The sequence below is a fragment of the Pseudomonas sp. D4002 genome, from assembly GCF_013385665.1.
In the GTDB taxonomy this organism is placed as follows: Bacteria; Pseudomonadota; Gammaproteobacteria; order Pseudomonadales; family Pseudomonadaceae; genus Aquipseudomonas.
In genome coordinates this window covers 23,522-36,439 of the sequence record NZ_JACAPN010000068.1, presented here as the reverse complement: position 1 = coordinate 36,439, position 12,918 = coordinate 23,522, and the positions used below count along the sequence as shown (strand labels likewise).

Annotated in this window: 11 protein-coding genes; 8 read left to right on the top strand and 3 right to left on the bottom strand. The window is 63.7% G+C overall.

What is annotated here, in order from left to right; genetic code table 11:
* Nucleotides 1-165: 165 nt before the first annotated feature.
* The 4 genes from HX824_RS32160 (at nt 166) to HX824_RS32145 (ending at nt 5,261) form a co-directional block, all read left to right on the top strand.
* Nucleotides 166-675 (top strand): sigma-70 family RNA polymerase sigma factor, encoded by a 510-nt coding sequence (locus HX824_RS32160; protein ID WP_102606099.1) that lies wholly within the window; start codon nt 166-168, stop codon nt 673-675.
* Between the two features lie 8 nt (nt 676-683).
* The gene (locus HX824_RS32155; RefSeq protein ID WP_134326266.1) at nt 684-1,643 is read left to right on the top strand and encodes a FecR domain-containing protein; all 960 of its coding nucleotides are present in this window, start codon (nt 684-686) and stop codon (nt 1,641-1,643) included.
* A 91-nt stretch (nt 1,644-1,734) separates the two neighbouring features.
* Complete coding sequence (locus tag HX824_RS32150) at nt 1,735-3,528, top strand: ABC transporter ATP-binding protein (protein WP_134326267.1); 1,794 nt, start codon at nt 1,735-1,737, stop codon at nt 3,526-3,528.
* Nucleotides 3,522-5,261, top strand: a complete 1,740-nt coding sequence (locus tag HX824_RS32145; protein ID WP_177056086.1) for an ABC transporter ATP-binding protein — start codon at nt 3,522-3,524, stop codon at nt 5,259-5,261. The genes HX824_RS32150 and HX824_RS32145 overlap by 7 nt, the downstream gene beginning before the upstream one ends.
* A gap of 34 nt (nt 5,262-5,295) precedes the next feature.
* Here the strand turns inward: HX824_RS32145 and HX824_RS32140 are convergent, their stop codons facing one another.
* On the bottom strand, nt 5,296-7,035 hold the full coding sequence (locus HX824_RS32140; protein WP_177056084.1) for a dipeptidase: 1,740 nt from the start codon (nt 7,033-7,035) through the stop codon (nt 5,296-5,298).
* Nucleotides 7,036-7,364: 329 nt separating this feature from the next.
* On the opposite strand from HX824_RS32140, the gene HX824_RS32135 reads away from it, so the two are divergent.
* Nucleotides 7,365-8,321 (top strand): Dyp-type peroxidase, encoded by a 957-nt coding sequence (locus HX824_RS32135; RefSeq protein ID WP_003220100.1) that lies wholly within the window; start codon nt 7,365-7,367, stop codon nt 8,319-8,321.
* On the opposite strand, the gene HX824_RS32130 is transcribed toward HX824_RS32135, so the two are convergent.
* Complete coding sequence (locus HX824_RS32130; RefSeq protein WP_003220102.1) at nt 8,318-9,190, bottom strand: undecaprenyl-diphosphate phosphatase; 873 nt, start codon at nt 9,188-9,190, stop codon at nt 8,318-8,320. The two genes, HX824_RS32135 and HX824_RS32130, sit on opposite strands and share 4 nt — an antisense overlap.
* 189 nt (nt 9,191-9,379) lie before the next feature.
* On the opposite strand from HX824_RS32130, the gene HX824_RS32125 reads away from it, so the two are divergent.
* Nucleotides 9,380-9,886, top strand: coding sequence for a GNAT family N-acetyltransferase (locus HX824_RS32125; RefSeq protein ID WP_032898758.1), 507 nt, complete (start codon nt 9,380-9,382; stop codon nt 9,884-9,886).
* Nucleotides 9,887-9,890: 4 nt separating this feature from the next.
* Here HX824_RS32125 and HX824_RS32120 read toward each other — a convergent pair whose 3' ends face one another.
* Nucleotides 9,891-10,847, bottom strand: coding sequence for a GlxA family transcriptional regulator (locus HX824_RS32120; protein WP_003220105.1), 957 nt, complete (start codon nt 10,845-10,847; stop codon nt 9,891-9,893).
* A 167-nt stretch (nt 10,848-11,014) separates the two neighbouring features.
* Between HX824_RS32120 and HX824_RS32115 the strand changes: the two genes are divergently transcribed.
* Entirely contained in the window at nt 11,015-11,692 is a 678-nt protein-coding gene (locus HX824_RS32115; protein WP_177056082.1) for a type 1 glutamine amidotransferase domain-containing protein, read from the top strand.
* 98 nt (nt 11,693-11,790) lie between these two features.
* Nucleotides 11,791-12,915, top strand: coding sequence for an alkene reductase (locus HX824_RS32110; RefSeq protein WP_102368728.1), 1,125 nt, complete (start codon nt 11,791-11,793; stop codon nt 12,913-12,915).
* Nucleotides 12,916-12,918 lie beyond the last annotated feature (3 nt).

The following is a 12,918-nucleotide window of genomic DNA, read 5'->3' as shown; positions in this document are numbered from 1 at the left end:
GTAAGAGCGGAACCATAAGCGGCCGTTACCGCAGCAACGGATATGTACCCATAACCCCGCCATCCCCCCGCATTGCACCCGCAGCCCAGAGCCGATAGTCTTGCAAATCATTACCAGCCCAATCGCCCCAGCACCCCCGGGCCCATTGGGTAAAAGGAGAGGTTTGTGAACATCGGACAGTTCGCCTTTCAACGCCAGGTTGAAAATCTATACGTCGACCACAACGCCTGGCTACGTACCCTGTTGCGCCGCAAGCTGGGCAACGCATTAGACGCCGCCGACCTGGCCCACGACGTCTACCTGCAACTCATGCGCAAGGGCCAACTCCCGCCCACCGGCGAATCCCGGCGACACCTGACCCAGATCGCCAACGGCCTGGTCATCGACCTCTACCGCCGCCGCCAGATCGAATCCGCTTACCTGCAAGCCCTGGCCCTGTTGCCCGAACCCTGCGCCCCCGATGAAGAAACCCGCGCCCTGGCCATCGAGGCCCTGATCCAAATCGACGCCGCCCTGCACAGCCTGCCACCCAAGGCGCGCCAGGCCCTGTTGCTGTGCAAGCTCGATGGCCTGAGCTACCGCGAGATCGCCGCCGAGCTACAGGTCTCCGTCTCCTCGGTGGAAAAGTACATCGCCGCCGGCCTGCTGGCCTGCTACCAGACCCTGTACGGCTGACCCTCGCAATGTCGACCGAGCAGCCAATCTCCCCGGATATCATCGAGCGCGCCGCCGCCTGGATGGCCCGCCTGTGGGCCGATGACGCCAGCGCCGAAGACCACGCCAACTGCCTGCACTGGCGCGCCGAACACCCCCATCACGAACTGGCCTGGACGCGCCTGCTGGGCTTCGAACAAAAACTCCACAGCATCCCCGCGCCGGTGGCCAGGCACAGCCTGGCCGAACCCGACGCTCCCGACTCCCCCGATCGCCGGAGCACCCTGCGCCTGCTGGGCCTGTTGGTCGCAGCCGGTGGCCTCACCTACGGCGTGCGCCACACCGACGCCTGGCAACTGGCGAGTGCCGGCCATAGCACCCGCACCGGCGAAGTTCGCGAAGTGGTATTGCCCGACGGTACCCGCCTGGTATTGGGCCCGGCTTCAGCAGTTGACGTACAGTTCGATGACGACCAGCGCCTGGTGCTGCTGCTGGTCGGCGAGGTCTTCATCACGACCGCGCCGTCACCCCGGCCGTTTCGGGTGCAGAGTCGCCAGGGCGTGTTTCATGCCCTGGGCACGCGTTTCAGCCTGCGCCAATGCGACGACGGCAACTGCCAGTTGGCCGTGCTTGAGGGCGCCGTGCAGGTGCAGCCCGACCATGGCGCAGGTGCGCGGGTGGCGGCAGGTCAAGGCGCCACGGTTTCCAGGGACACCGTGCAGCCGACTGCGGCGGTGACTGACCGCAGCATCGCCTGGGTCAAGGGCCTGTTGGTGGCCGATGGTACCCGGCTGGACGAACTGATCGCCGAGCTGGGACGCTACCGCACCGGTGTACTGCGCTGTGCGCCTGAGGTGGCGATGCTGCGGGTCAGCGGTGTATTGCACCTGGACAATACCGACCTGGCGCTGGACAACCTGGCCGCCGCGTTGCCGATCCAGGTGGTGCGGCGCACCCGCTATTGGGTGACGGTCCGCGCCCCTGCCTGAAAATTCCTTGAGGTTTCGATTGAGGGGTTTGGCCGCTCGTTCGGAAGATAAGGTAAGGGCGAGCAAAGGCTCATTCAGTCAGGGAGACTTCATGAGTAACAAGGATGTGGCTGCGGCCAAACCCAGGGGGCGGGGCGCGGTCTCGCAAGTGTTGCGGCCGGTGCGCGGGCGACTGATCGCTGCGGCACTGCTGGCCGGTGTGGGCAGTATGCTGACGCTGGTGCCGCTGGGGGGCATTGTGCATATCGCCAGGGTCGCCCTCGGCGCGCCGTCGATGGCCCAGGCATCGGGCGAGGTCTGGTTGACCATCAGCCTCAGCCTGGCGAGCCTGTTCGCGGGCCTGCTGTTGATGACAGTTGCGGAGACGGTCGCGCACCTGGCCGACAACCACATCACTCGCCACTTGCGCCTGGCCATCGCCCAGCGCCTGAGCCAGGTGCCGCTGGGCTGGTTCACCGAGCGGGCGTCGGGCGAGGTCAAGCAGGCAATGCAGGACGATATCGGCACCCTGCATAGCCTGACTGCGCATTTCTACACCACCGTGGGCCGTTGTGCCGGGGCCGTGCTGCTGTCGGCGGCTTATCTGTTCATGGTGGACTGGCGCATGGCGCTGGTCTCGCTGTTGCCGTTTCCGGGTTTTTTGCTGTTTTTTACCCGGGCGATGAAAGCCAGCGGCAGCCACATGCAGTCCTTTGTCGAGCGCATGACCCGGGTCAATAACGCGGTGGTCGAGTTCGTCAACGGCATTCCGGTGGTCAAGGCCTTCGGTGCCACCGGCAAGGCCCACGCCAGTTACCGCGAGGCGGTAGATGAGTTCAGCGAAGCCTTCGTTGAGTTCACCCGTCCACTGGTGGGGACGATGGCCAATGCCAACGCGATGATCGCCCCGGTGACGGTGCTCGCCATGGTGCTGACGTTTGGCCTGGTGTTTGTCAGCCTGGGCTGGATCAGCGCGGTGGAGGTGCTGCCGTTCGCCATTGTCGCACCGGGTATTTGCGCGCCACTGCTGCTGCTGAGTTACATCGTGCATGATCTGGACAACGCCACCGGCGCGGCCCAGCGCGTGCAGGCACTGCTGGCGACGCCGGTGCTGGCGCAGGTGGAGCCGGGGTGCGAACGCTTGCCCAAGGACGCCGAAGTACGCGTCGAAAACCTCGGGTACGCCTACGACCCGCAGCACCCGGTACTGTCGAACATCAGCTTCACCCTCAAGCCTGGCACCGTAACCGCCATCGTCGGCGCCTCGGGTTCGGGCAAGTCGACCCTGGCGCGCCTGCTGCTGCGGTTTTTTGACCCGACCGAGGGGCGTATCACCCTGGGCGGCGTCGACCTGCGGCAGATCGAGACCTCGCAGCTCTACAACCTGATCGGCTTTGTGCTGCAAGAGGTGCGCCTGGTCCACGCCAGCGTTGCCGAAAACATCGCCCTTGGCCGGCCCAGCGCCAGCCGCAAGGAAATCGAGGCGGCGGCACGGGCCGCGAATATTCATGAGTGCATCATCGGCTTGCCACGGGGCTATGCCTCGGTGATTGGCGAGGACGCGCAGTTGTCCGGTGGCGAGCAGCAGCGTATCAGCATCGCCCGCGCAGTATTACTGGCGCCGCCGGTGCTGGTGCTGGATGAACCCACGGCCGCCGCCGATGCCGCAAACGAGGTGGCAATCCAGGAGGCGCTGTCGCGCTTCGCCCAAGGGCGCACGTTGTTGGTGATTGCCCATCGCCTCGATACCGTGATGCACGCCGACCACATCATCGTGCTGGAAAACGGCCGTATTGTTGAACAGGGCACCCATCCTCGACTGATCGCGCAAGAGGGCCGCTATGCGCGCCTGTGGGCGTCGGGCGGTTACAAACAGACCCGCGAACAGGCGCTGCCGACATGCTGAAAACCTTTATCGAACTGTTGGGCGATGACGGGCCGGTCTTCCGTCGCTATGTCGGGAAAGTGATGTTCTACGGTGCGCTGTGCGGGCTGACCCTCGCCGCCCTGGTGCCGGTACTCACCGACATGCTCAACGGTGATCTGGCCGAAGCGGCGTTGTGGCTGGTGGTGTTCCTGGCGGCGGTGGCGACGTGTTGGGCCACGCGACGCGAGGTTGAAAAGGCTGGCGTCGCGGTGGGTGTGGCGGTGCTGCAAGGCGGGCGCCAGCGCATCGGCGACCATGTGGCCGAACTGCCTGTCGGCTGGTTCACGCCTGATAACACGGCGCGGCTCAACCAGGTGGTGACCCAGGGCATGATGGCCGTGGCTCAGCTGCCGGCCCATGTATTTACTCCGGTGCTCAGCGGCGTGGTGACGCCATTGGTGCTGGTACTGGCGTTGTTTGTGCTGCACTGGAAAATGGGCCTGATTGCCTTGCTGGCGTTGCCGATTCTCGGCGGCGCGTTCTGGCTCAGCGCCCGCCTTGGGCGGCGCGCCGACCGGGCGTTCCAGCGCAGCTCGGCCGACACCAGCCAGCGCATGCTGGAGTTCGCCCAGTCGCAGTCGGTGTTGCGTGCCTTCAGTGGCGGCGGCAGCTCGGTGTTCCTGCAACGGGCGATCGAACAGCAGCACGTGACCGGGGCGCGCCTGATCCTGCTGTCCGCCACCTCGATTCTGCTGAACATGTGGCTGGTGCAGGTGGTGTTCGCGGCCTTGTTGATCGCCGCCGCGCTCTGGCTTGACGCTTACCTGGGAAATGCCTTGCACGTGGGCTCGGTGATTGCGGTGATGGTGTCGCTGTTGCTGGTCAGCCGCTTCATTGACCCGTTGCTGGAGGTGGCCGGCTATGGCGAAACGTTGCGCGGCGCCGGGGTGCAGCTTGAGGCGGTGCGCGAGATATTGGCCGCGTCGCCCCTGAAGGTGCCGAGCGCGCCGCAATCTCCACGGGATGCCTCGGTGGAACTGTTCGATGTGAGCTTTCGCCACGCGGCCGGTTCGCGGGACGTGCTGCGCGGGGTGAACCTGCGTATTGAGCCCGGCAGCATGACCGCGCTGGTGGGGGCTTCCGGTTCGGGCAAGACCACGCTGTTGCGGTTGGTCGCACGGTTTTTCGAGGTCAGCCAGGGCCAGGTGTGCATCGCAGGCGTGGATGTGCGACAGATGTCCGGTGAGCAGCTCAACGCGCAGATCAGCCAGATCTTCCAGGACACGTACCTGTTCCAGGGCAGCGTCGCCGACAACATTCGCCTCGGCAAACCCGACGCCAGCGACGCACAAGTACTGGAGGCCGCGCGGCAGGCTGGCGTGCAAGAGATTATCGAGCGCCTGCCGATGGGCCTGTCGACCACGGTGGGTGAGGGCGGGGCACGCCTGTCCGGTGGCGAGCGTCAGCGTGTCGCGATCGCCCGTGCGTTGATCAAGGGCGCGCCGATCCTGCTGGTGGACGAAGCCACGGCAGCACTGGACGCCGAGAACCAGGCGGTCATCGCCGAAACCCTGGCACGCTTGCGCGGCACATGCACGCTGATCGTGATCGCGCATCAGCTGTCGACGGTGGTGATGGCCGACCAGATCGTGGTGCTCGATGAAGGCCGGATCGTGGAGCAGGGCACGCCTGAGCAATTGACCGCAAGGCAAGGGCGCTATGCCCGGTTCCTCGCGCAGCGGCGAGCATCGAAAGGCTGGCGTATCGCTTAGTGGACCCGCCAGGACGGCGGGTCCGAAGGGCAGGTCAGAGCTTCGGCAGTTGCCCGATGCGGCCCATCATTTCGGTGACGATCTGCAGGTCCAGCAGGAACTGGTCGACGGTCTTGAACTCGTTGTCGGTATGGCCGGTGTACTTGACCTCCGGCCGTGCCAGGCCGAATTGCACGCCGTTGGGCAACTCATGCACCGAGGTAGCGCCGGCAGACGTGCCGTACTTGTGCTCCATGCCCAGGTTCTCGCTGGCCACCGCCAACAGCGCCTTGACCCACTCGCCCTCAGGGTTGCGGTACATCGGCTCGGCGATCGAGTAATCGAAGGTCACAGCCACGTGGTTTTTCTTGGTCCAGGCGCTGAGCTTGTCAGCGATTTCGGCCTTGAGCGCTTCCGGTGACTTGCCCTTTGGCACCCGCAGGTTGACCGCCAGCTTGAAGGTAGTGTCATCTTCGCCCACATAGGTCAGCGAGGTGGTCAGCGGGCCCATGAACGCATCGGAGAAGCCCACGCCCAGCTTGGCGCCCAGGTAATCCAGGCCCCAGTTGTTGGCGGCGTAGTGCGCGGCGTCGGTGAACTGGTTGTGCTTGAGCGCGACCTTGCCGTCGAGGCTGTTGAGGAAGTCGAGGACCCTGGCTACCGGGTTCACCCCGGATTCCGGTTCGGAGGAGTGGGCGGACACGCCAGTGACGGTCAACTGAACGTCCTTGCCGACGACCTTGGCCGCCACTTCAAAGTCGCCGCCATTGCGCTTGGCGTACTCGCTGCCGGCCTTTTGCAGGCTGGCGGCCAGTTCGGCAGGCTTGTCGCTGAGCAATGTCACCACCGACGCCGACGGAATCTGGTTGGTGGCCTTGCCGCCGGTCATCGAGATGATTTCTGCGCCTTTGCCTTCAGCCTTGCGCTTGGGGAACTTGGCCATGACCGTGCCGTAGCCTTTCTCGGCGATCACCAGCGGGTAGCCGCCGTCCAGCGCCAGGTTGTAGTTGGGCGTTGGGTTGTGCTCGAAGTAGTACGGGATCGCGTCGCCGGAGGTTTCCTCGGTGGTGTCCACCAGCAGCTTGAAATTGCGTGCCAGCGGCAGCTTCTCTTCCTTGATCACCTTCATCGCGTACATCGCCACCACGATGCCGTTCTTGTCATCCTCGGTGCCGCGACCATACATCCGGTCGCCGATCAGCGTGACCTTGAATGGGTCGAGCTTGGTGCCGTCCTTGAGCACCCAGTTTTCCGGGGTTACCGGTACCACGTCCGCGTGAGCGTGGATGCCGACCACTTCATCGCCGCTGCCTTCCAGGGAAATCTCGTAGACGCGGTTGTCGATGTTGCGGAAGTTCAGGTTGAACGACTCGGCCAGGCTCTTGATCTTGGCGGCGATCTTGATGAACTCGGGATTGTCGTGCTGGGCCACGCCGGCGACCTGGAAGGTCGGGATCTCCACCAGCTCACGCAGGGTTTCAGTGGCGGCGGCGCCGTACTTAACCCGCGCATACAGGCCCAGCAGGCGATGGATTTCATTCTGCTGGTCGGCGCTCAGGTCCTTGTTGTCGAGAAAGGCACTGATGGCCGGGCCGAGGTTGTCGCTCTTGGCCACGTCATTCTTGGCCAGGCTGGCGAGGAACTGCCGGAAATCCTTGACCGAGGCATCGCTGAAGGTCTTCAGGATGACGGCGTTCTGTTGTGGGGTGAGGTTGGCTTGGGCTTGGGTGGTGAACACCGAAAGGCTGGCGGCCATCAGGGTGGCTACGGCCAGTTGCTTGAGGGAAAAATCCATTGCTGGGGGCATTCCTTTGCAGGGAGTGAGTGAGAAATGTCTGATCGAAAGGTCAGAAACAATTTCACACACTACCATCGGGAGGGCGCAGGAGGGGAGCCCCCGTTGTGGGATTTGTCCGGAGGAAATGCACAAGTGGCGCATAAACGAAAATCCAGTGTGGGAGCTGTCGAGCTTTAGCGAGGCTGCGATAGCGGTGGGTCAGGCAGCATCAATGTTGACACTGCTGCCGCCTTCGCAGCCTCGCTAAAGCTCGACAGCCCCCACAGGGTTAGGTGGTCTGCTAATCTGCGCTCGTTGAATCTCGACCGCCACCCGTGGACCTCTCAATGACATCGCCATCCGATCAAAACCTTGAACCCCAATCCGTCTGCAGCCCGATCACCAGCAGCGCCATTTTCATGGTCGCGACCCTGGCGCCTGGCAGTGACTCGGCTGAGGCGGTGCGCAGCTGGTGCGCCGATATCGCCGGCCTGGTGCGCTCGGTCGGCAAGCGTGTACCGGCGGGCAACCTGACGTGTGTCGCAGGGTTTGGCTCCAAGGCGTGGGATGCGCTGTTCGGGGGGCCGCGGCCAGCAGCGTTGCATCCGTTCAAGGAAGTGGGCGTGGCCGGGCGCCTGGCGCCGGCCACGCCGGGGGATATCCTGCTGCACATTCGTGCCGAGCAGATGGACCTGTGTTTCGAATTGGCCACCCAGTTGATGGCGGCGCTGGGGGATGCGGTGACGGTGGTGGACGAGGTCCAGGGTTTCCGCTATTTCGACATGCGCAGCATCATCGGTTTTGTCGACGGCACCGAGAACCCGGTCGGGCGCAAGGCGGTGGGTTTCACCATCGTCGGTGATGAGGATCCGGCGTTCAGCGGCGGCAGCTATGTAATGGTGCAGAAGTACCTGCACAACATGCAGGCCTGGAATGAATTGTCGGTGGAGGCGCAGGAGCGGGTGATCGGGCGCACCAAGTTGTCGGACATCGAGCTCGACGATGCGACCAAGCCGAGCAATTCCCACAGTGCATTGACCACCATCACCAAGGACGGCGAGGAAGTGAAGATCCTGCGGGACAACATGCCCTTTGGCCGGCCGGGCGCGGGGGAATTCGGGACGTACTTTATCGGCTACGCGCGCTCGCCAGAGCCTTTGGAGTTGATGCTGGAGAACATGTTTGTCGGCCGACCGGTCGGCAACTATGACCGCCTGCTGGACTTCAGCACGGCGGTCACCGGCGGCCTGTTCTTCATACCGTCAGCGGATTTGCTCGAAGAACTGGCCGACCGCGCGCCTTAGGCCAACAACCCGGTGCTCACCGCCACAATCAGGAATACTCCCAGCACCGCGCGGTAGATCACGAACGGCCAGGTGGAGAATCGCTCCAGGAACTTCATCAGGCCCCAGATCGCGAAGAACGCCGACACACTGGCGACCACCAGCCCGAAGATCAGGTGCGGCCAGGCGTGGGCGGGCAGGTCGGCGTGGAACAATACCCACAGCTCTTTCAGCCCTGCGAGGGCGATCGCCGGCAAGCCCAGCAGGAACGAAAACCGCGCCGCTTCTTCACGCTTGAAGTTGAGGAACAGTGCGGCGGTCAGAGTCGAGCCCGAGCGGGAAACCCCTGGAATCAGCGCACCGATCTGCGCAATGCCGACAATCAGCGCATCCCGCAGGCGCATTTCGCCCACCGTGCGCTTATGCCTTGCGCTGAGTTCAGCCGCCGCCAGCAGCACCGCCATCACCAGGCAGGAAATCCCGATCACCATCAGCCCGCGCAGCGGCGAGTTGCAGGAGTTGAGGGTCGACGACAAGGCTATCCCGGCAATCCCGATCGGAATCGTCGCCAGCACAATGGCCACCGCCAGCTTGAACCACTGGTTGTTGTAGTCACCCTGGCGCACCGCAGTGATGCTGCCGACCGTGACCTGGCGTACATCCTTCCAGAAGTAACTGACCACTGCTGCCAGTGCGGCCAACTGCATGGCTGCGGAAAACGCCGAGCCGGGATCCGGCCAGCCGAGCAGGGCGGGCACGATGCGCATGTGGGCGGTGGAAGACACGGGCAACAATTCGGTGATGCCCTGAATGATGCCCAGGATGCCTATTTGCAGGTAATCCAGGGACGCAAAGCCGACATCGAGGCCGCTGGTGCAGACGTTTGTCAAAGTACTTATCCTGAAAGCAAGGGGAGGGAAGTGACGCGGAGTTTAGTCTAACTTTGTAACGATTTTGGCGTTGACACGAGAAAAGCACGATCGGTTCAGCAAGCAGAAAGCTTGGCCGGTGTATTGGCATTGCAGGTGGCTTTGTTGACAATGGCGGCCTGTTTTTTTGCCGAGATGCCCATGCCTGCAATCCCCGATACCACCGTCGAACTGATCGAGACCGGCCCGGAACACGCCACGTTGATCGCCAACCTTTACCAGTTCTACGCCTACGAGTCCTCGGACTGGGAACAGGAAGATGTCGAGGTGGACGGTCGCTTCTACATCCATGAGGAGCACCTGGCCCGCTACTGGGAAGACCCGCAGTGGAGTGCCAACCTGCTGCTGGTCGACGGCTTCATCGCCGGCTTCCTGCTGATCGAAGGCAGCGAACTGCCGGGGATCGATGCGCTGGAACTGGCGGACCTGTTCATCCTCAAACGCTACCGCCGCAAGGGCATTGGCCGCGCCATCGCCACTCAGGTGTTGAGCAGCGGCGAGGCGAACTGGCTGGTGCGTTTCTATGATCAGGATGAAGTGAGCCAGGCGTTCTGGCGCACGGTGTTGGATAACCTGCCGCGTCCGGTGCAGGCCATCGAGCTGGACGATGAGCCAAACCTGCTGAGCTTCCTGGTGACGCGCGCAGCGTTGCACTGAACCATCAACTGAAAGCGGCGCCAGCCCCTGCACTGAACAATGCCGCCTGCATCGCCTGTGGCGGCTGGCCGAACGCCCGCAGGAACGCCTGGCGCATGCGCTCGCGATCACCGAACCCGGTCTCGCGGGCGACCACTTCCACCGGATGCCGACTGGTTTCCATCATTGCCCGGGCGGCTTCCACCCGCAGGGATTCGATGGCCTTGGCCGGGGTTTGCCCGGTCTCCTCGCGAAACACCCGGCTGAACTGGCGTGGGCTGAGCCGCGCCACGGCCGCCAGGGCCTCGACCGAAAGGTCGTGGGTCAGGTTCTCCCGGGCGTAGGCCAGGGCCAACTGCACACGGTCGGACTTGGGGTCGAGTTCCAGCAACGCCGATAGCTGCGACTGTTCGCTGCCACGGCGCTGGGCAATCACCAGCTTGCGCGCGATGCGGCGGGCGAGGTCGCTGCCCAGGTCGTTCTCCACCATCGCCAGCGCCAGGTCCACCCCGGCGCTCATGCCGGCACCGGTCCAGATCTGGCCGTCGACCACGAACAGCTTGTCTTCCTCCAGGCGAATCTGCGGGTAGCGCTTGGCAAAGGCCGGTGCGTGCAGCCAGTGGGTGGTGGCGCGCTTGCCTTCGAGCAATCCCGCCTCGGCCAGCACGAAGATGCCCATGCACAACGAAGCAATCCGCCGCGACTGTTTGGACGCCGCCTGGACCAGCCTCGGCAGGCTGGCGTCAGGCAGTTGGAACTCCAGGTAACCGCTGACGATCAATGTGTCATAGCCCTCGGGCCGGATCGGCGTGCTGTTCACCGAGAAGCCCTGGGACGTCATGATCGGGCCGCCACTTTCCGACACCAGGTGAAATTCATACGCCTGCTCGCCACGCAGCAGATTCGCGCACTCGAACACCGAGCCCAGGCTGAGGCTCAAGGATTGAAAGTTCGGGTACACCATCAGCGCAATGCTGTGCATCTCATCTCTCCAGGGGGCGCGGAGCGGTGATTGTCGGCGTGTGCCAGGGAAACGGCAACCGCCTTGGCGCAATGTCCGGAATCCTTGCGGACATGACATTGTGCGGTTTTGGCCCGGCTCCTAAGCTTGATTCCATTCCAACCCACATCACCCCGAGGCACTGGCACATGAAAGTATTAATGGTTTTGACTTCTCACGACCAGCTTGGCAACACCGGCCGCAAGACCGGGTTCTGGCTCGAAGAATTTGCTGCTCCCTACTACGCGTTCAAGGACGCCGGGGCCGACGTGACCCTGGCTTCGCCGGCCGGTGGGCAGCCGCCCCTGGACCCGGTCAGCGACCTGCCGGATTCGCAAACCGACCAGACCCGCCGCTTCGCCGCTGACCCGGCGGCGCAACAGGCCCTGGCCACCACCGTGAAGCTGGAGTCGGTCAACTCCGGCGACTTCGACACCGTGTTCTACCCAGGCGGCCACGGCCCGCTGTGGGACCTGGCAGAGTCGAAAACCTCCATCGCCCTGATCGAAGCCTTCGAGCGTGCGGGCAAGCCGATTGGCTTTGTGTGCCACGCCCCGGGCGCCTTGCGTCACGTCAAGGCGGTCAACGGCGAACCGCTGGTCAAGGGCCGACGCGTCACCGGCTTCTCCAACTCCGAAGAAGCGGCGGTTGGCCTGACCGACGTGGTGCCGTTCCTGATCGAGGATGATTTCAAGGCACTGGGCGGCACGTATGAGAAGGGTGCCGATTGGCAGTCCTTTGTGATTGAAGATGGCCTGCTGGTCACCGGGCAGAATCCTGCCAGTTCCAGTGACGTTGCCAAAGCGCTGTTGAAGCTGACCGCGTAACCCGCTGAATCCCCCAAAAAGTACGTTGTTGGCGGCTCCCCTGAGCGGGAGCCGGCAGCTTCTGCCTGTCTGAAATTTGAATCCGGAACTGTCCCCCCATGAGCAACAGCGCTTTAGGTACCCCGATCACACTGGGGCACCACACCCTGAAAAACCGCATCGTCCTGCCGCCGCTTACCCGCCAGCGAAGTGCCCAGCCCGGTGATATCGCCACGGACTTGATGGCGCTTTATTACCGCCAGCGTGCTACCGCCGGCTTCATGGTCAGCGAGGGCACGCAGATCGAGCCTCGCGGCCAGGGTTACGCCTGGACCCCGGGCATCTACACACCGGAGCAGATTGACGGCTGGCGTACCGTGACCGATGCCGTGCATGCCGAAGGCGGCGTGATCTTCGCCCAGCTTTGGCATGTGGGTCGTGTGTCCCATCACGAACTGCAGCCCGACGGCGCAGCACCCGTTGCGCCGTCGGCGATCCAGCCGCAGCAAGCCAAGGCATTCGTTGCAACCGGGCCCGGCACCGGTAAGTTGGTGCAGCCACCCGAGCCGCGCGCCCTGGCTACCGCCGAGGTCAAGGAGTTGGTGGGGCTTTACGCCCAGGCTGCAAAAAATGCATTGGCCGCAGGCTTCGATGGCGTGGAAATTCATTCGGCCAACGGCTACCTGGTCAACCAGTTCATTTCGGCGCATTCCAACCAGCGCGACGATGAATACGGTGGCTCACTGCACAATCGCCTGCGGTTCCTGCGGGAAATCGTCGAGGCGGTGGCCGAAGTAGTCGGCCCGCAGCGCCTGGGTGTGCGCTTTGCGCCGTTGTTCAGCGGCACTGACCAGGACCGGGTCTACATCGGCCTCGTCGAGGAAGACCCGCATCACACCTACATCGAGGCGATCAAGGTGCTTGAGGCGGCCGGCATCGCCTACGTGTCGATTGCCGAAGCCGACTGGGACAATGCCCCCGAGTTGCCCGAGTCGTTCCGCCAGGCGGTGCGTGACACCTTCAGCGGCCGGATCATCTACGCAGGCCGCTACACCGCAGAGCGCGGCGTGCGGCTGGTAGAGGCAGGGCTGGCAGACCTGATCGCGTTTGGCCGGCCGTACATTGCCAATCCCGACTTGCCCCAACGCCTGCTCAACGGTTGGCCGCTGAACCCGTTGAACGCGGACGGCCTGTATGGCGGCACCGAGGTGGGCTTCACCGATTATCCGGTGTATGCCGGGTAGGCA

Coding starts and splice junctions, on each gene's coding strand:
- HX824_RS32110 (WP_102368728.1), top strand. CDS start 11,791: ATGAGCAACAGCGCTTTAGGTACCCCGATCACACTGGGGCACCACACC.
- HX824_RS32155 (WP_134326266.1), top strand. CDS start 684: ATGTCGACCGAGCAGCCAATCTCCCCGGATATCATCGAGCGCGCCGCC.
- HX824_RS32145 (WP_177056086.1), top strand. CDS start 3,522: ATGCTGAAAACCTTTATCGAACTGTTGGGCGATGACGGGCCGGTCTTC.
- HX824_RS32150 (WP_134326267.1), top strand. CDS start 1,735: ATGAGTAACAAGGATGTGGCTGCGGCCAAACCCAGGGGGCGGGGCGCG.
- HX824_RS32115 (WP_177056082.1), top strand. CDS start 11,015: ATGAAAGTATTAATGGTTTTGACTTCTCACGACCAGCTTGGCAACACC.
- HX824_RS32120 (WP_003220105.1), bottom strand. CDS start 10,847: ATGCACAGCATTGCGCTGATGGTGTACCCGAACTTTCAATCCTTGAGC.
- HX824_RS32135 (WP_003220100.1), top strand. CDS start 7,365: ATGACATCGCCATCCGATCAAAACCTTGAACCCCAATCCGTCTGCAGC.
- HX824_RS32140 (WP_177056084.1), bottom strand. CDS start 7,035: ATGGATTTTTCCCTCAAGCAACTGGCCGTAGCCACCCTGATGGCCGCC.